This is a genomic window from Nocardiopsis oceani (assembly GCF_054777395.1).
This window is the reverse complement of the sequence record NZ_BAAHAR010000010.1, coordinates 25,819-47,303: the sequence shown is the minus strand read 5'-3', so window position 1 is coordinate 47,303 and position 21,485 is coordinate 25,819. Positions and strand designations below refer to the sequence as shown.

At 68.7% G+C, this 21,485-nt stretch carries 23 protein-coding genes; 4 read left to right on the top strand and 19 right to left on the bottom strand.

The window, feature by feature from the left end; genetic code table 11:
- Nucleotides 1-87 precede the first annotated feature (87 nt).
- The gene (locus ACYVDG_RS07500; protein ID WP_460747671.1) at nucleotides 88-1,065 is read left to right on the top strand and encodes a glycosyltransferase family 2 protein; all 978 of its coding nucleotides are present in this window, start codon (nucleotides 88-90) and stop codon (nucleotides 1,063-1,065) included.
- A gap of 82 nt (nucleotides 1,066-1,147) precedes the next feature.
- Nucleotides 1,148-2,539: a polysialyltransferase family glycosyltransferase gene (locus tag ACYVDG_RS07495; RefSeq protein ID WP_460747670.1), complete on the top strand. Its 1,392-nt coding sequence runs from the start codon at nucleotides 1,148-1,150 to the stop codon at nucleotides 2,537-2,539.
- Here the strand turns inward: ACYVDG_RS07495 and ACYVDG_RS07490 are convergent.
- The 4 genes from ACYVDG_RS07490 to ACYVDG_RS07475 all read right to left on the bottom strand — a co-directional run bounded on the left by ACYVDG_RS07490 (nucleotide 2,452) and on the right by ACYVDG_RS07475 (nucleotide 6,428).
- Nucleotides 2,452-3,714, bottom strand: a complete 1,263-nt coding sequence (locus tag ACYVDG_RS07490; RefSeq protein WP_460747669.1) for a DUF6716 putative glycosyltransferase — start codon at nucleotides 3,712-3,714, stop codon at nucleotides 2,452-2,454. The genes ACYVDG_RS07495 and ACYVDG_RS07490 overlap by 88 nt on opposite strands.
- Complete coding sequence (locus tag ACYVDG_RS07485; RefSeq protein WP_460747668.1) at nucleotides 3,701-4,723, bottom strand: hypothetical protein; 1,023 nt, start codon at nucleotides 4,721-4,723, stop codon at nucleotides 3,701-3,703. Before ACYVDG_RS07485 ends, ACYVDG_RS07490 begins: the two co-directional genes overlap by 14 nt.
- Before the next feature lie 157 nt (nucleotides 4,724-4,880).
- Nucleotides 4,881-5,645, bottom strand: coding sequence for a crotonase/enoyl-CoA hydratase family protein (locus ACYVDG_RS07480; RefSeq protein ID WP_460747667.1), 765 nt, complete (start codon nucleotides 5,643-5,645; stop codon nucleotides 4,881-4,883).
- 9 nt (nucleotides 5,646-5,654) lie between these two features.
- Nucleotides 5,655-6,428 (bottom strand): SDR family NAD(P)-dependent oxidoreductase, encoded by a 774-nt coding sequence (locus ACYVDG_RS07475; protein ID WP_460747666.1) that lies wholly within the window; start codon nucleotides 6,426-6,428, stop codon nucleotides 5,655-5,657.
- Nucleotides 6,429-6,631: 203 nt separating this feature from the next.
- On the opposite strand from ACYVDG_RS07475, the gene ACYVDG_RS07470 reads away from it, so the two are divergent.
- Entirely contained in the window at nucleotides 6,632-7,228 is a 597-nt protein-coding gene (locus ACYVDG_RS07470) for a Uma2 family endonuclease (protein WP_460747665.1), read from the top strand.
- 3 nt (nucleotides 7,229-7,231) lie between these two features.
- Here ACYVDG_RS07470 and ACYVDG_RS07465 read toward each other — a convergent pair whose 3' ends face one another.
- From ACYVDG_RS07465 to rplM, 4 genes are all read right to left on the bottom strand, one after another.
- Nucleotides 7,232-8,260, bottom strand: a complete 1,029-nt coding sequence (locus tag ACYVDG_RS07465) for an ROK family glucokinase (protein ID WP_460747664.1) — start codon at nucleotides 8,258-8,260, stop codon at nucleotides 7,232-7,234.
- A 161-nt stretch (nucleotides 8,261-8,421) separates the two neighbouring features.
- Nucleotides 8,422-9,759 carry a phosphoglucosamine mutase gene (glmM, locus tag ACYVDG_RS07460; RefSeq protein ID WP_460747663.1) on the bottom strand — a complete coding sequence of 446 codons (1,338 nt, stop codon included), beginning with the start codon at nucleotides 9,757-9,759 and terminating at the stop codon, nucleotides 8,422-8,424.
- Nucleotides 9,760-9,920: 161 nt separating this feature from the next.
- Nucleotides 9,921-10,430 carry a 30S ribosomal protein S9 gene (gene rpsI, locus ACYVDG_RS07455; protein WP_460747662.1) on the bottom strand — a complete coding sequence of 170 codons (510 nt, stop codon included), beginning with the start codon at nucleotides 10,428-10,430 and terminating at the stop codon, nucleotides 9,921-9,923.
- A gap of 37 nt (nucleotides 10,431-10,467) precedes the next feature.
- On the bottom strand, nucleotides 10,468-10,917 hold the full coding sequence (rplM, locus tag ACYVDG_RS07450; RefSeq protein ID WP_460747661.1) for a 50S ribosomal protein L13: 450 nt from the start codon (nucleotides 10,915-10,917) through the stop codon (nucleotides 10,468-10,470).
- 1,624 nt (nucleotides 10,918-12,541) lie between these two features.
- Between rplM and ACYVDG_RS07445 the strand changes: the two genes are divergently transcribed.
- On the top strand, nucleotides 12,542-13,387 hold the full coding sequence (locus ACYVDG_RS07445; protein ID WP_460747660.1) for a hypothetical protein: 846 nt from the start codon (nucleotides 12,542-12,544) through the stop codon (nucleotides 13,385-13,387).
- A 108-nt stretch (nucleotides 13,388-13,495) separates the two neighbouring features.
- Here the strand turns inward: ACYVDG_RS07445 and truA are convergent, their stop codons facing one another.
- From truA to secY, 11 genes are all read right to left on the bottom strand, one after another.
- On the bottom strand, nucleotides 13,496-14,341 hold the full coding sequence (truA, locus tag ACYVDG_RS07440) for a tRNA pseudouridine(38-40) synthase TruA (RefSeq protein WP_460747659.1): 846 nt from the start codon (nucleotides 14,339-14,341) through the stop codon (nucleotides 13,496-13,498).
- 126 nt (nucleotides 14,342-14,467) lie between these two features.
- Nucleotides 14,468-14,971 (bottom strand): 50S ribosomal protein L17, encoded by a 504-nt coding sequence (gene rplQ, locus ACYVDG_RS07435; protein WP_460747657.1) that lies wholly within the window; start codon nucleotides 14,969-14,971, stop codon nucleotides 14,468-14,470.
- A 66-nt stretch (nucleotides 14,972-15,037) separates the two neighbouring features.
- Nucleotides 15,038-16,060 (bottom strand): DNA-directed RNA polymerase subunit alpha, encoded by a 1,023-nt coding sequence (locus ACYVDG_RS07430; protein WP_460747654.1) that lies wholly within the window; start codon nucleotides 16,058-16,060, stop codon nucleotides 15,038-15,040.
- A gap of 181 nt (nucleotides 16,061-16,241) precedes the next feature.
- Nucleotides 16,242-16,646: a 30S ribosomal protein S11 gene (gene rpsK / locus ACYVDG_RS07425; RefSeq protein WP_013156138.1), complete on the bottom strand. Its 405-nt coding sequence runs from the start codon at nucleotides 16,644-16,646 to the stop codon at nucleotides 16,242-16,244.
- Between the two features lie 69 nt (nucleotides 16,647-16,715).
- Nucleotides 16,716-17,093 carry a 30S ribosomal protein S13 gene (gene rpsM / locus ACYVDG_RS07420; protein ID WP_460747653.1) on the bottom strand — a complete coding sequence of 126 codons (378 nt, stop codon included), beginning with the start codon at nucleotides 17,091-17,093 and terminating at the stop codon, nucleotides 16,716-16,718.
- 216 nt (nucleotides 17,094-17,309) lie between these two features.
- Nucleotides 17,310-17,423 (bottom strand): 50S ribosomal protein L36, encoded by a 114-nt coding sequence (rpmJ, locus tag ACYVDG_RS07415; RefSeq protein ID WP_026117481.1) that lies wholly within the window; start codon nucleotides 17,421-17,423, stop codon nucleotides 17,310-17,312.
- Nucleotides 17,424-17,477: 54 nt separating this feature from the next.
- A complete protein-coding gene (gene infA / locus ACYVDG_RS07410; protein WP_017578623.1) occupies nucleotides 17,478-17,699 on the bottom strand; it encodes a translation initiation factor IF-1 in 222 nt (73 codons plus the stop codon).
- A 328-nt stretch (nucleotides 17,700-18,027) separates the two neighbouring features.
- Nucleotides 18,028-18,483 carry a DUF1707 domain-containing protein gene (locus ACYVDG_RS07405; protein WP_460747652.1) on the bottom strand — a complete coding sequence of 152 codons (456 nt, stop codon included), beginning with the start codon at nucleotides 18,481-18,483 and terminating at the stop codon, nucleotides 18,028-18,030.
- A gap of 77 nt (nucleotides 18,484-18,560) precedes the next feature.
- On the bottom strand, nucleotides 18,561-19,385 hold the full coding sequence (gene map, locus ACYVDG_RS07400; RefSeq protein ID WP_460747651.1) for a type I methionyl aminopeptidase: 825 nt from the start codon (nucleotides 19,383-19,385) through the stop codon (nucleotides 18,561-18,563).
- Nucleotides 19,385-20,044 (bottom strand): adenylate kinase, encoded by a 660-nt coding sequence (locus ACYVDG_RS07395; protein WP_460747650.1) that lies wholly within the window; start codon nucleotides 20,042-20,044, stop codon nucleotides 19,385-19,387. The genes map and ACYVDG_RS07395 overlap by 1 nt, the downstream gene beginning before the upstream one ends.
- Complete coding sequence (secY, locus tag ACYVDG_RS07390) at nucleotides 20,045-21,358, bottom strand: preprotein translocase subunit SecY (protein ID WP_460747649.1); 1,314 nt, start codon at nucleotides 21,356-21,358, stop codon at nucleotides 20,045-20,047.
- Nucleotides 21,359-21,485: the final 127 nt, after the last annotated feature.

Here is a 21,485-nt window from a genome sequence, read left to right as displayed (position 1 = left end):
CCACCCGGCCCCACAAGGAGAGTGACCGGCGAGACGGCTTCGCCGGTCACTCTCCGAATTCATACTGCCACCCTCCATGGAGGACGCATGCCATCCCTGTCCGTGATCATTCCGGCCAAGGACGTGGAACCCTACATCGGCGACACACTGAACAGCCTGGTCCGCAACGACCGTCCCGACTTCGAGTACATCGTCGTCAACGACGGCTCCTCCGACCGGACCCCCGAGATCGTGGACGCGTTCCGCCAGCGCCTGCCCAACCTGCGCATCCTGCACAACGAACACCCGACCGGGCTCTCGGCCGCGCGCAACCAAGGGCTCCAGGAATCCTCCGGTCGCTACATCACCTACCTCGACGGTGACGACTGGTTGGCCCCGGGCTACCTGCCCAAGGCCGTGGACGCCACCGCCGAGCTGGGTGTCGACTTCGCAAGAACCGACCTGGTCGAGGTCTACCCCGAACACCGCGTCCAGGTCGTGGTCCCGGAAGGGCGGACCAACCGGCCGCTCGACCCCCGGACCGGCATCCTGCCGAACTACACCAGGAGTGCGGTGGACCACCCCTACGCGTGCACCGGTATCTACTCACGCCACCTGGTCGACCAGGGCCTACTCACCTTCGACACCAACCTCTTGACCTGTGAGGACCGCCCTTGGATCTGGCGTCTGCACCTCAACGCCAAGTCCTACGCCAGGCTCCCCATGCTCGGCGTCTTCTACCGACGCGAGGTTCCCGGATCGCTCACCCAAGTCGGAGACCGGCGCCAACTGCACTTCTTCGACGCCTTCGACCAGGTCGTGGACATGGTGAGCACGGACCGCGACGCACACCGCTACCTTCCCAAGGCCCTGCACACCTACTGCAAGATCATGCACCGCCACATCAACCGCAAGCAGAGGCTCTCCCCCACCTTGCAGCGCACCCTCATCGACCGGGCCGCCGCCACCCTGCGGAGGCTGCCCCCGGCCCTCCTCGACGTTGTGCTCCGTGAGCTCAGCAGCAAGGAGGAGCAGCGGTTGCGCGAACTGCACGCCTCGCGGGCACCCCGCGGGGAGCGCGCGTAACCACCGCATACGGACAGCGGACCACGTGCCCGGACGACCACTCAGCAGTGCCTCTTCGAAGCCCAGGATTGGTACCCACCACATGACCCAGATCTTCGTCGCATCCCGCGTCTTCGGCCTGATGAGCCTGACCGCCGCCATCGACTCCGGGCTGTTCGGCAATGAGCGCCGCGTCCTCCTGGTGGTGGACAACGCCGAAATCCCCGAGATCGCCCCGTCCCTGACCGAGGCACCGGGCTTCGCGACCCTGAGCGAACGGTTCCACGAGGTCGTCTCCTACAACGCGCTCATCTGGCCGCACCACCCGAAGCGGTGGAGCGCCCGCGAGGACGACCGCACCCTGTTCCGCGGGCTTCTGGGGTCCCACCTGGCCTTGGGGGGCCAGGCCCCGGAACTCGTGGTGGAAGCCATCCAAGGCGAACCGTCCAAGGGGCTCATCGAGATCTTCGACGACGCCCGCCTGACCGTCATCTCCGACGGACTTGCCAGCTACAGCCCCACCCGCGACCCACTGAACCGTGAGACGAGCACGCGGTTCGAACGGGTCGTCCACCTGGACCTCCTGCCCGGGATCAGCCCGATGGTGCTCTCCGAGGCAGAGGTGGAGTACACGCCCGTCGGCGCCGAGGCCTTCCGCACCGTCGCGCTGGAGGTCGCCAAGTCCGTCCCGGACCGCCTCGACGCCGCTGCCCCAGAAAGCAGCCCGGCGACCGCGCTCATCGTCGGCCAGTACCTCGCGGCGCTGAACCTGCTCAGCGCCACAGAGGAGACCGAGATCTGTGTGCGAGCCCTCTACGCCTGCGCCCGAGCGGGCCACCGCACCGTCGCCTTCAAAGGCCATCCGATGAACGCCGAAGGGATGGCGCCCGCCATGCGAGCGGCCGCGGAGCGCGCGGGCGTCAGGCTGACACTCCTCGACGCCTCCGTTCCGGTCGAGGCCTGGTACGCCACGAACCCGCCCGAGCTGGTCGTCGGCGCCTTCTCCACCTCGCTCAGCACGGCAAGCCAGCTGTACGGCATCCCGGTGGCCACGGTGGGCAACGGCCTCCTCCTGGAGCGGCTGTCCCCGTACGAGAACTCCAACCGGATACCGCTGGTCATCGCGGACACCACGATGCCGAGGCTGCTGAGTTCTGGAGAGATCCAGGCCCCGGCGATCCCCGAGGCGAGCCGCCGCGAGGAACTGGAACCCCTCATCCGGGCCGTGGCCTACTGCATGCAGGCCAGCGTCCACCCCCACCTGAGGGAGGCGGCCGAGACCTACCTGAGGTCCTGTGACAGCACGGCGGACCGCTACTTCAAGCGCAAACGGCTCTGGGCGCTCAACCTCCCGTGCCCGGGGGCCCCGGCCGGCAAGCAGCCGAAGCCCCCCATGGCCCCGCCGCGTCAGAGCTTCGCCCGGAGGGCCCTGCGCAGTCTGCGGCGCAGGTCGCGTGTCCTGCGCCGCAGGCTGCCGGCCCCCTTCACCACCTGAAGCGGGAGGGTCAGCTTGGCGAAGTAGCGTGATCTGACCCGGCGCCGGGCCGGCCCGGCGAGCGGGTCGGGGCGGGTGGGCAACCCGCCCCCACGCCCCCGCTCCACGAGGGAGTCGAGCACGTCGATCCAGTCGTTGTCCTGGGGACGGTGGAAGTAGTTCCGTTCGGTCCACTCCGGGAACGGCCGGTGGAAGCAGGCCGCCCGGAGATCGTCCAGCGTGCAGAAGGTCCCGCTGCCCTCGAACACCGTGTTGATCATCTTGCCGCTGATCCCGAAATCGGTCAGCACGGCGATGGGCACGTCGAGCGCGACCGCCTCCAGCGCGGCGGTGGAGCTGACCGTCACAAGACCGACTGAGGACTCCAGGTGGTCCGCCATCGCCCCGGTCCGGAACTGTACGGCCGCATCGGCGGCGACGCGACCGCTCCGCACGAGTCCGTGCCACAGCGCCTGGTAGTGATGACGCTCGGCGTGGGTCTGCGCTTCACCCTCCAGGCCGCGGAGCTTGACCACCACTTCGAGGTCCGGGCGCTTCTCCGCCAGGTCCGCGAGCGCCACCAGGATCTGTTCCCGGTGCTCCTTCTGCCCAGGAACCGTGGCCTGCGCCGCGAAGACGACCTTGTCCGGCACCGCCGCCCGCGGCCGCGGATCGGGGAGGAACGGCAGCCGGGCCAGGCCCACCTCGCCCCCGAGGCCGAGCCGCTCCCCCAACTCCTTGAAGTCGGTGACCTCCCTGCGGCTGTGCAGGACGAAGAGGTCGATCCGGGCCCGGTTCTGCCAAGCCATGTCCGTCGCCGGAATGGAGATGCCCGGCATCGCGGCCACCAGCACCGGCCGGGGGCCGCCCTTGGCACCGAGGATGAGGTGCGCGAGCAGGTCGGCGACCGGGCCGGTGCAGTTGAGCATCACCACGTCGGGGCGCGTCCGCCGGACCAGCTCACGCACGCCCAACGCCGACTTGACCGTCCATGCACGGTCGGCGCTCCGCGTGCCGTCCAAGGCCGCGCGGGCTTGGTCCGCCGAGGGCATGAGGGGCGTACGCACACCGACGTGCTCCACCGCGAACCGGTCCGGCGGCAGGACGTCGGTCATGGCCGCGGAAAGCTTCACGTAGGAGTCGGAGTCGGCGACGGCCAGGACCCGCGTCCGGGTCTGCTGCTCAGTTCCCCTCACCGCTCACCGCCTCGAATTCCACGCTGGCGGACAGGTCAGCACGGAGGGTGGGGCGGGCCCGTTTGGTCCACCAGTGCTCCGGGAGGCTCACGGCCTGGATGTCCGCCCCTTTGGCGAGGGTGCGCAGGGACACCAGCGCCGTGGAGGGCGGCGCCATGACGGTGTGTTCGGGACCGAGCCCCCGGAGGGAGAGTTCCACGGGAATGGCCGGGCGGATCACCCGGATGCGGGGGTGTCTGTCGAGGAAGCTGAGCACCTCTGAATCCTCTCTGCGGTGCGGATAGTAGGCGAGCGGTCCAGTCTGGGACTGCCCGTCGAGCCAGGTCAGGTAGTTCGACCGGTGGACCAGTCCGTCGGCGACCAGGGCCGTGCCGAGCACGATCCGGCGCTCACTCGGGACGGCTTGGTCGGGCAGCGAGCGCAGCATGCCGAACCCGTGGCGGACGATGCGCACTCCCATCGCTTCGGCCCTCGCGGCCAGCGCCGGGTCCATGGGCAGCATGGTGAAGACGGAGAGCCTGCCCCAACGGGCCGCTTGGCGCAGCCGTAGCGCCACCGCGGCACCGAGCACGGCGCGGAGGGGGCTCTTCCTGGCGCGGGCACGCAACAAGGGCCGGGGAACGACGGAGCTGAGCAGACGGATCAGGTGCCAGGTGGCCAATCCGTCGTCGACGACAACGATCCGGCACCGCGGCGCGGCGAGCAGGGCGCGCTGCACCTGGCCGGAGAAGACGTCGCCGATCGCCCACACGCCGTCAGCCGTGGCCGGGGCTTCGGGCACCCGGGCAGGACTGGTGAGCGCGGTGTTCGCGGGGAAGAGACGACGCAGCTCCGCGGCGGTCTCCGCGAGGCCTCGGGCCCCGGGACGGAGGAGGATCTGGCCGGCCTCGAAGAGCTGGCCCGAGGCGTACGCCTCAGCGACGGACAGGAGCTGCAAGGGCGATTCGACCCAGGCGGTGCCCGTTGACGCCGCGGACACTGGCCCGCGCAAGGAAGGTGTGTGGTTCACGGCGCCGTTTCCTCCGTCGGACCGGTGGCGGACACCCATAGATTACACACGAAGAGTAGTTATTCATGGACTATAAGTAACAGTCCGGCGCGCCCCAGGAAACGGCGACGGCGGCCGCCCTCGGGGCGGCCGCCGGGTAACGCGGAGCGGGTGCGGGCTACTCGCCCTTCCACACGGGGGCACGCTTCTCGGCGAAGGCCACCGCCCCCTCCATGGCGTCGTGACTGACGAACACCGGGCCCGCCAGCTCGTTCTGCTTCTCCCACATCTGGTCGGTGGACCAGTCGTCCGAGGCTTGGAAGATCTCCTTGGAGACGTTCACGGCCAGCGGACCGTTCGGGGTGATGCGGGCCGCGAGGGACTTGGCACCCTCCAGGGCACCGCCGCTCTCGGTGACCTGGTTGACCAGGCCGAGGTCCGCCAGCCGCTTGGCGTCGACGAAGTCACCGGTGAGGGCGAACTCCATCGCAACGTTGCGCGGGATGCGGTTCTGCAGGCGCAGCAGGCCACCGGCACCGGCCACCAGACCGCGCTTGACCTCGGGGATGCCGAACTTGGCGTCGTCCGCGGCCACGACCAGGTCGCAGGCGAGCACGGCCTCGAAACCACCGGCGAGGGCGTAACCCTCGACCGCGGCGATGAGCGGCTTCTTCGGGCCCCGCTCGGCGAAACCGCCGAATCCGCGACCCTCGACCACCGGGACCTCGCCCTTCATGAAGGCCTTCAGGTCCATCCCGGCGCAGAAAGTGCCGCCGGCGCCGGTGATGATCGCGGCGGTGACGTCCTTGCGGGCGTCGACGTCGTCGAGCGCCTCGGCGATCTGGGCGGCGACCGCGGCGTTGACCGCGTTCTTGGCCTTGGGGCGGTTGATCGTGATGACGGCGATGCCGTCCTCAGACGTGTAGAGAACCTCGTCGGACACGGTGTCCTCCTATTTCGGGGGCATGCGCAGGGCGCCGTCGATACGGACGACCTCGCCGTTGACGTAGGTGACTTCGAGGAGGGTCCGGGCGAGCTTGCCGAACTCCTCGGCGGTGCCGAGGCGCTTGGGGAAGGGCACCGGGGCCGCGAGCTTGTCCTTGAACTCCTGGGAACCCGGACCGTCGCCGTAGATGGGCGTCTCCAGGATGCCGGGGGCAATGGTGTTCACGGTGACGCCGACGGCGGCGAGGTCGCGCGCGGCCGGCAGGGTCATGCCGATCACGCCGCCCTTGGAGGACGAGTAGGCGATCTGACCGATCTGGCCCTCGATACCGGCGAGGGAGGCGGTGTTGAGGATGGAGCCGCGCTCGCCGTCCTCGTTGACCGGCTCGGTCTTGGCGATCTCGGCCGCCGACAGGCGGAGCACGTTGAACGTACCGATCAGGTTGACCTGGATGACCTTCTGGTAGCTGTCCAGGTCGTGGGGGTTGCCGTGCCGGTCCACCGTGCGGGTGGCCCAGCCGATGCCGGCGCAGGAGACCGCCACGCGGAAGGGCTTGCCGGTGTCCGCGGCCGCCTGCACCGCTGTCTTGACCTGGTCCTCCTGGGAGACGTCGGTGGAGACGAAGACGCCACCGATCTCCTTCGCGACGGCCTCGCCGCGCTCGGCGTTGAGGTCGGCGATGACGACGGTGGCACCGGCGGAGGCGAGTTCCTTGGCGGTGGCCTCGCCGAGGCCACTCGCGCCGCCCGTAACGAGGGCGGAGATTCCGTTGAGATCCATGTGCCGCACTCTACAGAGGATGTGACCCACGCACTAGAACCGGGTTCGGTTAATCGCGGGTAATACCGTGACCAGCCTCGTTGAACAGGCCCCGAGCGGGTATGGGCAAGGAGCCCCACTCTGTCGTCACGGAGCGCTACGTTCCTGTCATGCGAAGAACAGCGACACTAGAGTGGGCTCAGGAATCGACCCAGGAGGATTCGATGGCCGAGCCGCTCCCCGAATGGTTCCTCACCCCGCCCGGGGGCTGGACCGCCGACCACATGGACCAACTTCCTCCGGGCGCCCCCCGGATGGAGCTCATCGACGGAGCGCTCGTCTTACTTTCCCCCCAGACCAAGTTCCACTCACGCGTCATGATGCACCTGGCGCACGAGCTCGAGGACCTGGCCCCTAAGAACATCGACGTCCTGGCCGAGATGACCATGAAGCTGGGAAAGTACCAGCGCCCGGAACCCGACATCGTCGTCTACACGTTCGAGGAAGGTGCTGACGACCACCTCGACTGGTACCGGGCTACCCATGTTCCGCCCGAAGACGTTCTCATCGCCATCGAAATCGTCTCCCAGGAGTCCCAGGACCGGGACCGGACAACAAAACCGATGAAGTACGCGGCCGCCGGTATCCCGCACTTCTGGCGGATCGAACCCGAGGACAACGGACCCGCGATCCACGTATACGAACTGGACGGGACCAAGGAGCCCCGCTATGTCCCGACCGCCATCGCCCGGGAAAGGCTCAAACTGGACGTGCCCTTCCCGATCGACATCGACGTGAAGGCCCTGACCGGTCGCCACTGACCCTCACCACCGGCCCCGGCCCAGTCGCTGTTGGCGTCGGCGCTGCCGCCCCCTCGGCAGCGCCTCCCTCGCCAGGTCGGCCGCGCCGATCATCCCTGCCTCGTTGCCCAGAGCGGCGGCCACCACCCTCGCCTCCGGACGGTAGCCCCGGCCGGTCAGCCCTTTCTCGAACGCGCTCCGCGCCGGGCCCAGCAGCAGCTCACCCACCTCCGAGACCCCTCCCCCGACGATGAAGAGCTCGGGGTCGAAGGCGGCCGCCAGGTTGGCCAGGCCCACTCCCAGCCAGCCGCCCGCCTCCTCCAACAGCTCCCGGCAGGCCCGGTCTCCCTTGTGGGCCAGTTCGCTCACCAGCGGGCCGGTGATCAGCCGCGGGTCGCCGCCCACCGCCTGGCTCAGCGCCTCCGCCACCGGCGACTCCGCGACCACCAGCTCCCGGGCGTCGCGGGTGAGCGCGTTGCCGCTGGCGTACTGCTCCCAGCAGCCCCGGTTGCCGCACTCGCAGCGGTGGCCCCCGGGGACCACCGTCATGTGCCCGAACTCCCCCGCGAGCCCGTACCGGCCGCGGCGCAGCAAGCCGTCCTGCACGATCGCGCCGCCGATCCCGGTGCCCAGGTTGACGACCAGCACGTCGTCCACGCCGCGCCCGGCGCCCGCGCACACTTCGGCCCAGGCGGCGGCGTTGGCGTCGTTCTCCACCACCACGGGCAGGCCCAGGCGCACGGACAGCGCGTCCCTGAGCGGCTCCTCCCGCCAGGACAGGTGCGGGGAGAACAGCACGTTGGCCCGCCGTTCGTCGACGAATCCGGCGGCTCCCACCCCGACCGCGCGCACCGTGTACTCCTGGCGCAGGTCGGACACGACCGACACGATGGTGTCTTCCACCACCGAGGGGCTCTTGCTCCGCTCCGGCGTCTCGGCTCGCAGGCGCGCCAGCACCCGGCCGCCCGCCGTGATCACGGCCGCCGCGACCTTAGTCCCGCCGATGTCCACGCCGACCGTCAAGGAGTGCCCGTACCGCACGTCCGTCACCATGTCCGCTCTCCTCTTCCGCCCCACCCAACGGGCCTCAAGGCGTCCGAGCCTATGCAGGACGCGTCAGGGGCCCGCCCCACCACACCGCACACACGAAAACGCGCACCCGGGCCACTCTGTGCCCGGATGCGCGGAAAATCCCGCAGAACCCTCAGAAACCCCTAGCCGAGAGCCGAGCGGACCACCCCGGCGAGGCTCTCGGCCACGGCGGTGGCCTGCTCCTGCTCGGGGGCCTCCACCATGACGCGGACCTTCGGCTCGGTCCCGCTGGGCCGGATCAGGACCCGCCCGGTCTCGCCCAGCTCGGCCTCGGCCGAGCGCACCGCTTCGCCCAGCTCCTCGGAGTCGTCGGCACGGGCCTTGTCGACGTCGGGGACGTTGATCAGGACCTGCGGAAGGCGGGTCATGACCTTGGCCAGCTCGGCCAGGCCCTGTTTGCGGTGAGCCATGGCGGCCAGCAGGTGCAGACCGGTCAGTAGGCCGTCACCGGTGGTGGCGTGGTCGAGCAGGATCACGTGCCCGGACTGCTCACCGCCCAGGCCGAACCCGCCGCTCTTCATCTCCTCCAGCACGTACCGGTCGCCCACCGCGGTCTCCACCACGGAGATCCCCTCGCGGGCCATCGCCAGCTTCAGCCCCAGGTTGGACATGACCGTCACCACGAGGGTGTCCTCGGTCAGGCGCCCGGCCTCCTTGGCCTCGGTCGCCAGGATCGCGAGGATCTGGTCGCCGTCCACGACGTTGCCCTCGGAATCCACCGCGAGGCAGCGGTCGGCGTCGCCGTCGTTGGCGATTCCGGCGTCGGCACCGTGCAGGCGCACCGCCTCCTGGAGGGCGCTCAGGCTCGTGGACCCGCAGCCCTGGTTGATGTTGTGGCCGTCGGGCGCGTCCCCGATGGCGATCACCTCGGCGCCCGCCCGGCGCAGCGCCTCCGGGGCCACGGTGGCGGCCGCGCCGTTGGCGCAGTCCATCACCACCTTGAGCCCCTTCAGGCCGTGCGGCAGGGAGTCCAGGACGTGCCGGGTGTAGAGCTCGGCGCCCTCGTGGGAGTCGGTCACCCGGCCGACCGCGTCGCCGACTGCCGGGTTCGAGGGCACGTCGAGCATGCCCTCGATCTCCTCCTCCAGGGAGTCCTCGAGCTTCTGCCCGCCCTTGGCGAAGAACTTGATGCCGTTGTCCGGGGCCGGGTTGTGGCTCGCGGAGAGCATCACGCCGAAATCGGCCTCTAGGGCGCCGGTCAGGTAGGCCACGGCGGGGGTCGGGAGCACACCGACCCGGACCACGTCCACACCGGTGCTCGCCAGGCCCGCGACGACCGCGGCCTCCAGGAACTCGCCGGACGCGCGGGGGTCGCGACCCACCACCGCCAGCGGGCGCCGCTCCTCGTACTTGCCCGTCAGCACCCTCGCCGCCGCGATGGACAGGTCGAGGGCGAGCGAAGCGGTCAGGTCGCGACCCGCGAGACCACGTACGCCGTCTGTTCCGAACAGCCGAGCCACAGGCGACAGCCCCTTTCAGAAGCGGCGCCGGGTTACGGCGCCGGTGAAGTTCAGCGTGGCGGAGAGAGCCACCGGAAAAAGCAAAAACCCGTACGCCGCCCCCGGGTGCGGGGACGACGTACGGGCGAGAACTCAGCCGAGCAGGTGCCGGCGGACGAGCATTAGCGCTTGGAGAACTGCGGAGCCTTGCGCGCCTTCTTGAGACCGGCCTTCTTCCGCTCGACCTCGCGGTCGTCACGGGTGAGGAAACCGGCCTTCTTCAGCGTCGGGCGGTTGTTCTCCACGTCCAGGGAGGCGAGCGCACGGGCGATGCCGTGCCGCAGCGCGCCGGCCTGGCCGCTGGGGCCGCCGCCGTCCAGTCGGGCGAAGACGTCGTAGGCGCCGTCGAACCCGAGCGAGACGAGGGGGTCCTTGATGGTCTGCTGGTGGACCTTGTCCGGGAAGTAGTCCTCGAGCGGCTTGCCGTTGACCTTCCACTCACCCGCGCCAGGGGTGATACGGACTCGGGCGACAGCCTTCTTGCGCCGACCGGTGCCGGCGCTGGGGCCGGACGCGGTGGGGACGTAGGCGGCGGTCGTCTCGTCCGACTCGCTGGTGAACTCCGAGGGGAACTCCTCGGGGTTTTCAGCAAAGTCCTGCGCGACGTCTTCGATGCCGGTGGGCTCGACCACGGTTATCCTCGTGCTTCCTGTAAAAGTCTGCGAACGCCTAGGCGGGCTGCTCGATCTTGGTGATTTCGAACGGAACCGGCTGCTGGGCCTGGTGCGGGTGCTCCGGGCCGGCGTACACCTTGAGCTTCTTGGCCATCTGACGGCCGAGGGAACCCTTGGGCAGCATCCCCTTGATGGCCTTCTCGACGGCCCGCTCGGGGTTCTTCTCCAGCAGGTCGGCGTACGAGATCGAACGCAGACCGCCGGGGTAGCCGGAGTGCCGGTAGGCGCGCTTCTGCTCGAGCTTCTTGCCGGTCAGCGCAACCTTGTCGGCGTTCACGACGATCACGAAGTCGCCGGTGTCGATGTGGGGCGCGTAGTAGGCCTTGTGCTTACCCCGAAGCAGCGTGGCAACCTGGCTCGCCATACGCCCGAGCACGAGATCGGTAGCGTCGACAACGTGCCACTGACGCTGGACATCGCTAGGTTTGGGGCTGTATGTGCGCACGATCGTTTGCCTTCGCTCTTCAGTCGGCTGCCCCATCCCGAACGGGATGGTGGACTCGTATTACAAAACACCCCTACGGGTGCGGGGCCGGAAACAGACCCCGCGGGTGCGGATCTGTTACTTGGCCGGATGTCCCATGTCCAATCAGGACAACCCGGTCGTGAGTGCGCAGACGATGGTGCGTGGATCGGCACCCAGCTTCGGGAGTTTGGGGCCCACGGCAACTCAACGCACAACGACGAAATATCCTACCCGTCCATCCTGACGCAGGTCAAAACGAGCGACAGGCGGGACCGGCGGGATCGTCTGGCGGGAAAGCGCCGGGACGGGTTCACATCCGTGACCTCTCCGCCTTTTATTATGCCTGCAGTCAGGAGTGCTTCGTCCTTCCCCCGCCCGCACGTTGGCTACCCTTGCACCGAAAGACCCGTCTTCACCCGCTACCACGGGCGTTGACGTCCACCTTGGAGACGCCCGTCACGGTCACCGAACCGGCGGCGGACGCTGGCAGCGCGGATCAGGCCACGGCCCGGAGAGCCGCGGTCCAGTCCCACCCTCAGAGCCTTCGGAGACTCCCATCAGCACCCATCCGAACCCGCCTCAGTACGGCCCAGACGGACGGCCTCTCCACCCGGAGGCCGGCGACGGCCAGGACCTGCTCGGCTCATCACCCTCCCAGCCCGAGGGCCAGCCTCCCACAGCGGGCCCGCAGCAGGCGCCCGGCGCGCCCGTGGACGGATCCGCGGCCCAGCGCCCCCCGCACCCTGGCGGCCCCGGCCCGCAGCCGCCGCAGGGCTCCGCCCCTCCCGGACAGCACCCCCGGAACCCGCCACCGGGCCCGCAGGGCGGTCAGGGCGGACCCCACCCCCCTAACGGACCCCACCCCCCTAGCGGCCCGCAGCCCCCTAGCGGCCCGCAGCTTCCGCCGAACACCCGCCCCAGCGGCCCGCAGGCGCCCCAGCCGCCGAGCGGCACCACGCAGGGCGGCCCCCTGCCCGGTCGCCCTGGCGGCCCGTCCGGTGCCCCTGGGCCCCCCGGCGGACCCGGCGGACCCCACCCCGGCATGGGACATGTCACCCAGAGCGGTCCGCACGTCCCTCCCGGCGCACCCCAGCCTGGCCAGACCCCTCCCTCCGGCCCCCCGAACCCCGGCGGTCCGCAGGGCGCTCCCGCCCCGCAGCCCCCGCAGGGACGCCCGCCCCAGGCTCCCCCCGGACCCCCCGGACCCCCCGGACCCCCGGGTCAGCCCGGCCCGCAGGGACAGCCGGGCCAGCCCGGACCCCCCGCTGTGGGGGCCCCTGGAGGCCCCGGCGGGCCCTCTGGCGGCCAGCCGCCCATGAACCAGCAAGGGCCTCCCCCGCCCAACGCCCTTCCCCCCGGCGGGCCCTCTGGCGGCCAGCCGCCCATGAACCAGCAAGGGCCTCCCCCGCCCAACGCCCTTCCCCCCGGAATGCCCGGCGGCCCCGGAATGCCCGGCGGCCCCGGAATGCCGCCGAACGGCCCCCCGCCCCCGCCCGGGAACTCCGGCGGCCCTCCACCCCACGGCGGCCCGCCCAACACCCAGCACGGCCACCCGGCGCCCCCACCGCCGCCTCAGGAGGAGCCCGTCTTCCCCGCTGAGGCGATGGGCTCGACCCAGAACCTGCGGGCGGTTCCCGGCCCCGGCGCGAGCGCCGGTGAGCGCCCGCTGTACCGGGACGAGGTACCTGAGGACGCCGGAGCCGACACCGCGCAGTTCGAGGTCACGGGTGTCCAGGACTACGACGATTACGACGACTACGGGGACTACGACGACCCTTATCCCCCGCAGAACTCCAAGAAGCGCACCATCCTGATGGGTTCGCTCTTCACCGCCCTGCTGGTGGTGGCGGGCGGCGGCGCCTTCTTCTTCGCCAGCGGCGGCCTCGCCGACGGCGGCGCCAACGCCTCCACCGTCGGGGACGAGAGCGACGATCCGGGCGAACTGGCTCCGGACAGCCTGTTTCCCGAGCAGATCGACGTCGAGGGGCAGGGCTCGTTCAGCCGCGTGGCCGTCGACGACATCGAGGACTGCGCTGCGGGCACACACGGCGACTACGGGCAGGTCCTCACCGACAACGACTGCCGTCAGATGGTCCGCGCCTCGTACCTGAGCGAGGACGAGAACCACGCCGTGACCGTGGGTGTGGCGGCCATGCCCAGCGACTCCGAGGCCGAGGAGGCTATGGGAGCACAGGACCTGGTCGCCGCGCAGTGGTTCGCCGGCCTGCCCGGGGAAGAGGGGACCGCCGCCGAACGGCTCGGCTACTCCGGCGGCCACGGAAGCAGCGGCCAGTGGGGCCGCTACCTCCTCTTCTCCCTCTCCGCCAACAGCGACGGCAGCGGGGACGAAGCTGAAGACGGCGAAGAGGCCGACGCCACCGAGCTGCGCGACATCGGTGACGGCTTCATCGACTCCGCATACGACGCGCTCGCCGACGACCGCGCCTGAGGCGGAGCACCCGCTCCACCCGCACACGCGAGGGACCGGAAGGGCGCCCGGATCGGAATCCGGGCGCCCTTCCGGCTGTGCCGGGTCAGAACCGATACCTCTGCCGGCTCAGTCCCGGTGGCCCTGGCACGGTAGCTCGCGTACTCGGCGGGTGAGGGAGGCGCGCTCCGCCAGTTCCCCGTCGGCCGGGTAGCGCACCTCCTCCAGGCTCAGCCCCTGCGGACCGACCACGTGCACCGACGAGTCGCGCACCGCGGCCCCTAGGACCCTCCCCGGCCACTCGACCTCGCGTCGCCCGTCCCCCACCGCCAAGAGGGCACCCACAAGGGCGCGCACCATGTTGTGGCAGAACGCGTCGGCCTGGATGGTGCCGGCGAGAAGGAACTCTTCCTCCCGGACCCACTCCAGCCGCAGCAGCTCCCGGATGGTGGTGGCACCCTCGCGCTTCTTGCAGAAGGCCGCGAAGTCGTGCTCCCCCACCAGCAGCCGCGCGGCCCCGTTCATCCGGTCCACGTCCAGCGGGTTTCGGTGCCACAGCACGTCCCTGCGGCGCAGCGGGTCCACACCGTAGGGAGCGTCGCTGACCCGGTACACGTAACGCCGGAACAGCGGCGAGAAGCGCGCGTCGAACCCGGGCGGGGCCAACCGGACACCGTTGACCCGGACGTCCTTCGGCAGCACCCCGGCCAGTCTCCGCAGAACCCGCTCCCCCTCGCTCTCCCAGGTCGTGAGCGGAACGTCGACCTGGGCGACCTGGCCTCGGGCGTGTACCCCCGCGTCGGTGCGCCCGGCGCACGTGACGGCGGCCTCCGGCAGCCGCAGCACCTTCGCCAGGGCCGACTCCAGCTCGCCCTGCACGGTGCGCCGAGCGGGCTGCCTGGCCCACCCGGAGAAGTCGGTGCCGTCGTAGGCGATGTCCAGCCGCAGCCGGACCGTTGTTTCCTTGTCGTCCATCCCCACCCCGATCAGTACCCCGGACGCGGCAGCGACGGGGCCGTCAAAAACAAAGTGCCCGACCCCCGCAAGGGTCGGGCACTCCTCGAGCGTGTCACCCGGGCCGCGGCCCGAGCATGATCCGCCCTACTTGTTCTCGGCGCTCTCCTCGGCGGCCTCGGGGGCCTCCGTGGCGGTCTCCTCGGCCTTGGCCTCAGTGGACTCCTCGGCCTTGGCCTCAGTGGACTCCTCGGCCGGAGCCGCGGCAGCGGCGGCCGGAGCGGCGGGGGCGCTCATCGCCTCGACCAGCTCGATGATCGCCATCGGGGCGTTGTCGCCCTTGCGCGGACCGATCTTGGTGATCCGGGTGTAGCCACCGGGACGGTTCTCGAACCGCGGACCGATCTCGGTGAAGAGCTCGTGCACGACGGCCTTGTCCGTGATCTTGGTCAGCACCTGGCGACGGGCGTGCAGGTCGCCCCGCTTGCCGAGCGTGATGAGCTTCTCGGCGTACGGACGCAGGCGCTTGGCCTTGGCCTCCGTGGTGCGGATGCGGCCGTGCTCGAACAGCGAGGTGGCCAGGTTCGCCAGCATGTGCCGCTGGTGAGCGGGCCCGGAACCCAGACGGGCGCCCTTAGTAGGCGTGGGCATGGTGTCGTTCTCCTAGTGATGCGGTCCACGGCCACACTCGGCCGGAGACCTTTGGGCGACGAAGGTCTAGTACTGCTCCGTCTCGACGAAGGACTCGCCCTCGTCGTCCTCGGAGCCGAAGGAGTCGGCCGCGGTGCTGGGGTCGAATCCGGGCGGGGAGTCCTTCAGGGACAGGCCCATGTCGATGAGCTTCTGCTTGACCTCATCGATGGACTTGGCACCGAAGTTGCGGATGTCCAACAGGTCCTGCTCGGATCGGGCCACCAGCTCGCCAACGCTGTGGATGCCCTCACGCTTGAGGCAGTTGTAGGACCGGACCGTCAGGTTGAGGTCCTCGATCGGCAGCGCCAGGTCCGCCGCGAGCGCGGCGTCCGTCGGCGACGGGCCCATGTCGATGCCCTCGGCGTCGACGTTGAGCTCACGCGCCAGACCGAACAGCTCGACCAGGGTCTTGCCCGCGCTGGCCACGGCGTCACGGGGACGGATGGCCGGCTTGGTCTCGATGTCGACGATCAGGCGGTCGAAGTCGGTGCGCTGCTCGACTCGGGTGGCCTCGACCTTGTAGGTCACACGCAGTACCGGGGAGTAGATGGAGTCGATCGGGATCCGACCGATCTCCTGCCCCTGCTGCTTGTTCTGCGTCGCCGAGACGTAACCGCGGCCGCGCTCGACCGTCAGCTCCATCTCCAGCTTGCCCTTGCCGTTCAGCGTGGCGAGGTGAAGGTCGGGGTTGTGCACCTCGACACCGGCCGGCGGAGCGATGTCCGCGGCGGTCACCACACCGGGGCCCTGCTTGCGCAGGTACATCAGAACCGGCTCGTCGTGCTCGGAGCTGACGACCAGGCCCTTGAGGTTGAGGATCATCTCGGTGACGTCCTCCTTGACCCCGGGCACGGTGGTGAACTCGTGCTCGACGCCCTCGATGCGGATGCTGGTCACAGCCGCACCGGGGATGGAGGACAGCAGGGTACGCCGAAGCGAGTTACCGATGGTGTAACCGAAGCCCGGCTCCAGCGGCTCGATGACAAACCTCGAGCGCAGGTCCGAGACGACTTCCTCGGCGAGCGTGGGACGCTGTGCGATCAACATGGTCCGTGTTTTCCCTTCCACATGGCCGACCGCTATATGACGGCCACCGGACGGGCACCTCCGGATCGGCGGTGCCCTCTACTCGGATTCCTACCCTGCCCGCGCGGGCCCCATCCCGGGGCCACGCGGACAAGCACCCACGGAGCACCCGCGCGGTAGGAAGCGCGGGTGCCGGTGCGGATCAGACGCGGCGGCGCTTGGGCGGGCGGCAGCCGTTGTGCGGAACCGGGGTGACGTCCTGAATGGAACCCACCTCGAGGCCGGTCGCCTGCAGCGAACGGATGGCGGTCTCCCGGCCGGAACCCGGGCCCTTCACGAAGACGTCGACCTTGCGGACGCCGTGCTCCTGGGCGCGGCGGGCAGCGGCCTCGGCGGCCATCTGCGCGGCGTAGGGGGTGGACTTACGCGACCCCTTGAAGCCGACCTGTCCCGAGCTGGCCCACGAGATCACCGCACCGGTCGGGTCGGTGATGCTCACGATCGTGTTGTTGAACGTGCTCTTGATGTGAGCGTGCCCGTGGACAATGTTCTTCTTTTCCTTGCGGCGCACCTTGCGCGCGGCACCCTGACGGCCCTTAGGCGGCATGAGCGAAACTCCCAGAGATCATCGGTCCGTACGTTTCTTCTCGGACGCGGTTGGCTGGTCCGAGGCGGACTACTTCTTGGCCTTCTTCTTTCCGGCCACGGTCTTCTTCTTGCCCTTGCGGGTACGGGCGTTGGTCTGCGTACGCTGACCACGGACCGGGAGACCGCGACGGTGCCGGAAGCCCTGGTAGCTACCGATCTCCATCTTGCGACGGATGTCGGCCTGGACCTCGCGACGCAGGTCACCCTCGACCTGGTAGTTGGCGTCGATCCAGTCGCGCAGCTTGACCAGGTCCTCTTCGGACATCTGGTAGACGCGGGTGTTCCCGTCGACACCGGTTTCCTTCAGGGTTTCGATGGCGCGGGTGCGGCCAACCCCGAAAACATAAGTGAGAGCGATCTCCACCCGCTTGTCGCGGGGGAGGTCAACGCCGGCAATACGTGCCATGTGGGCGAGACTCCATCCATACTTTTGCGGAGGTCTGACCCGTTCCATCCTCTCGTCGCCCAATCGACGAGGCCCCGGCCTCCGACCGGGGGTTCTCCCCCGCGCCCGTACGGGCGGCAGGAGATCGGAACAGGCTTTTGTTGTTACTCACCCGGCGGGAGGTGTACTCCCTACCGGGTCAAAGCTGTGCGGAAGCCGCGGAGCGTACCGGGGTCACTAACCCTGGCGCTGCTTGTGTCGCGGGTCCGAGCAAATGACCATGATCCGGCTGTTACGGCGGATCACGCGGCACTTCGCGCAGATCTTCTTCACGCTCGGCTTGACCTTCATGGTGACTCCGAACTCATCACATCACCAGTCTTGGGCCGTGCGGCCCCTGACGGGCTACTTGTAGCGGTAAACGATGCGCCCGCGCGTGAGGTCGTACGGGCTCAGCTCCACGACGACCCGGTCGTCGGGGAGAATACGGATGTAGTTCATCCGCATCTTGCCGCTGATGTGGGCAAGGACCGTGTGCTTGTTGTCGAGCTCTACCTTGAACATAGCGTTGGGTAGCGACTCGACAACGGAACCCTCGATCTCGATGGCGCCGTCTTTCTTCGCCATGTCCTCCACGCCTCGCTCATCAATTGGTTGATCATGACAACCCGACGCGACCCCAGTGGCCTCGCATGACACGAAGACTTCGGCGACCGCCGGTAGACCGGGTCGCCAAAGCCGAAACACACTGGAAGCTCGGGCCAACTGCAAGACAGGCGAACGTCGGTGAAATGACGTGGCACAAAGAAGGCAGACTGACCCAACAGCCCGCGTATGGGCAGTGCCAGTCTATCCCCTTCCGGCAAGTACTCCTAACCGAGAGGCGGAGAAGCCTACACCTTCCACACCGCCCGCCCGACGGAGCGAACCGCCCGAGCGGCGGAGCCGGCCGGGTTCAGTTCTGTTCGTCGCCTTGGCCGCGCTGGGCGAGGAGCACACCGAATGTGACCACTCCCATCAGGATCCCCCAAGGGCCGAGCACCCACAGGAACCAAGGGTAGGAGGCACCGGTCGTGAAGTAGACGATCAGCCAGATGAAGAAGCACAGGACGTTGACCCCGCCGTACAGGACCCACGGCACCATCAGGGCCGGGTCCCGCAGGCGCAGCGGCACGGTACCGGCACCGGCGTCCGTGACGGCGGCCCGACCGACATCGGCCAGATCCCGCTCGGGCAGGTCGTTGGTGACCTCGGAGAGCTCCTCCACCGTCTTGGCCTTGTAGACCTCGCTGAGGCGCTGGGTGAACTCCTCGTGGTCGAGCCGCCCCTGAGCGAAATGCTCCTGGAGCAGCTGCGCGACACGGTCGCGTTCGGAATCAGACGTACGAATCGACGGCACCGGGTCGGACACTGCGCGCACCTCGCCTCTGAGTGGTCACCACCCCACTGCCCCGGTCGGTTACCGGAGGCGCGGGGGTGGGCCCGCCGTCACCAGGTCGGCTGGACGAACCCCATCTGCGAAATTTTATCGCGGTTCGACTCGCGTGCGGTCAACACCATCGGGCCGTCCGCCGTGACCGCCACGGTGTGCTCGAAGTGGGCGGCGCGGCGACCGTCCTTGGTGACCACGGTCCAACCGTCGTCGAGCTCCACGACGTGCTGCTTGCCGAGCGTGGTCATGGGCTCAATGGCCAGGCACATGCCCTCGACCAGGCGCATGCCGCGCCCGCGCTTGCCGTAGTTCAGGACGTGCGGGTCCATGTGCATCTCGGTACCGATGCCGTGGCCCCCGTACTCGCGCACGTTGCCGTAGCCGCCGTTGGCCGAGATATGGCCGGCGATCGCGTAGCCGATGTCCCCCAGGCGCTTGCCCGGACGCATCTGCGCGATCCCCTGCCACATGGATTCCTCGCACACGCCCATCATCGTCAGGTCCTCGGACCTGCCCTCGCCGACCGCGATGGTGACCGCAGAGTCACCGTGCCAGCCGTCGAGGATCGCACCGCAGTCGATGGAGACGATGTCGTTCTCGACCAGAACGCGCTCGGTGCTCGGGATTCCGTGAACGACCTCCTCGTTGACCGAGGCGCAGATCGATCCGGGGAATCCGTGGTAGCCCTTGAACGACGGGACCGCCCCGGCGTCCCGGATCACCTTCTCCGCGACCGCGTCCAACTCGAGGGTGGACGCCCCGGGCCGCACAGCGGCCCGGATGGCGTCCAGGGCGCGGGCCACGATCTGGCCCGCCGCCCTCATCTTGGCGATCTGCTCCGGCGTCTTGATCTGCACGCTCGGATCCGCCTTTCGAAACATCAGGCGGCCGACCGCTTCTCCGCGATGGCGGCCTTCGCGCGAGCCGTCACCTCGTCCACGGGACCCGTGGCCGAGATGGTGGCCAGCAGACCTTCGCCGGCGTAGAACTCGACCAGCGGAGCGGTCTGCTCGCGGTAGACCTTCAGGCGGTGCCGGATGGTCTCCTCACGGTCGTCGTCACGCTGGTACAGGTCGGCACCCTCGTTGTCGCACTTGCCCGTGCTCTGCGGGGCGTCGTACTCGACGTGGTAGACCCGACCGCACTCGGGGCAGGAACGGCGTCCCGAGAGGCGCTTGACGACCTCCTCCTCGTCGACCTTCAGCTCCAGGACGACGTCCAGGCCGCTGTCGAGGTCGACGAGCATCCCCTTGAGGGTCTCCGCCTGGGGGACGTTGCGGGGGAACCCGTCGAGCAGGAATCCCATCTCCGCGTCGTCCTGGGCCAGACGGTCCTTGACCATGGCGTTCGTGACCTCGTCCGGGACGAGGTCGCCGCGGTCCATGAACTCCTTGGCCTTCTTGCCGAGTTCGGTACCACCGCTGACGTTGGCCCGGAAGATGTCACCTGTGGACACCTTCGGGACCGACAGCTCTTCCGCGAGGATCTGGGCCTGAGTGCCTTTACCGGCCCCAGGCGGCCCCACCAATACTGCACGCATTTATCGCAGAAAACCTTCGTAGTTCCTCTGCTGGAGGTGACTCTCGATCTGCTTCACCGTGTCCAGCCCGACACCGACCATGATCAGAATGCTCGTCCCGCCGAAGGGGAAGTTCATGTCGGCACCGGTGGCACCGAGAGCGACCATCGGCAGGAGAGCGATCACACCCAGGTAGAGAGAGCCGGGGGTCGTCAGCCGAGTCAACACGTAGTCGAGGTACTCGGCGGTCGGACGCCCTGGTCGGATACCCGGGATGAACCCACCGTACTTCTTCATGTTGTCGGCGACTTCAGTGGGGTTGAACGTAATAGCCACATAGAAGAACGCGAACCCGACGATCATGACGAAGAAGGTCGCCATGTAGATGGGGTGAGTGCCCGTGAGGAAGTAGGTCTGGAAGAACTGGGCCACCGGGTGGGTGGAGTCCTGTCCCAGCAGACCGACGATCAGCTGCGGCAGGTACAGCAGCGACGAGGCGAAGATCACGGGGATGATGCCCGCCTGGTTGACCTTCAGGGGGATGTACGTGGAGCTGCCGCCGTACATCCGGCGGCCGACCATCCGCTTCGCGTACTGCACCGGGATACGGCGCTGGGCCTGCTCCATGAACACCACCGCGGTGATCAGGGTCAGACCGGCGATGCAGATGATGGTGAAGATCCAGACCGACCGCTCCTCGTACAGACCCATGATCGAGGAGGGGAACATCGCGATGACCTGGGTGAAGATCAGCAGCGACATACCGTTGCCGACACCGCGCTCGGTGATCAGCTCACCCATCCACATGATGATCGCGGTGCCCGCGGTCATCACGAAGACGATCGTCACCATGGTGAGGATGTCCTGGTTGGGCATGTAGGTGGTCGAGGGGATCGAGTCCTGGAAAAGCGCACCAGTGCGGGCCATGGCCACGATGGACGTGGCCTGCAGCACGGCGAGCATGAGGGTGAGATAGCGGGTGTACTGGGTGATCTTGCTCTGTCCGGACTGGCCCTCCTTCTTGAGGGCCTCCAGACGGGGGATCACCACCGTCAGCAGGTTGATGATGATGCTGGCGGTGATGTAGGGCATCACCCCGAGCGCGAACACCGCGAGTTGCAGCAGCGCGCCACCGCTGAACAGGTTCACCAAAGCGTAGACACCGGACTGGTCCTGCGCGGTGATGAACTCCATCTGGTCCCGGATCGCCGCCGAGTCGATGCCCGGTGCGGGAATCACCGAACCCAGCCGGAAGATCGTCAGGATGAACAGTGTGAACAGCAGCTTATTGCGCAGGTCGGGCGTGCGGAATGCACGAACGAACGCACCTAGCACGTCTCCTCCTGCGCGGCTTCGGCGGCGGAACGGGTTCCAGACATCGCGGCCGATCCTGAATCGTCGTAGAACGTCAGCACCGGACCTGTCGCCCGGTGCTCGGAAGTCTTCACATTACGTCAAGCGG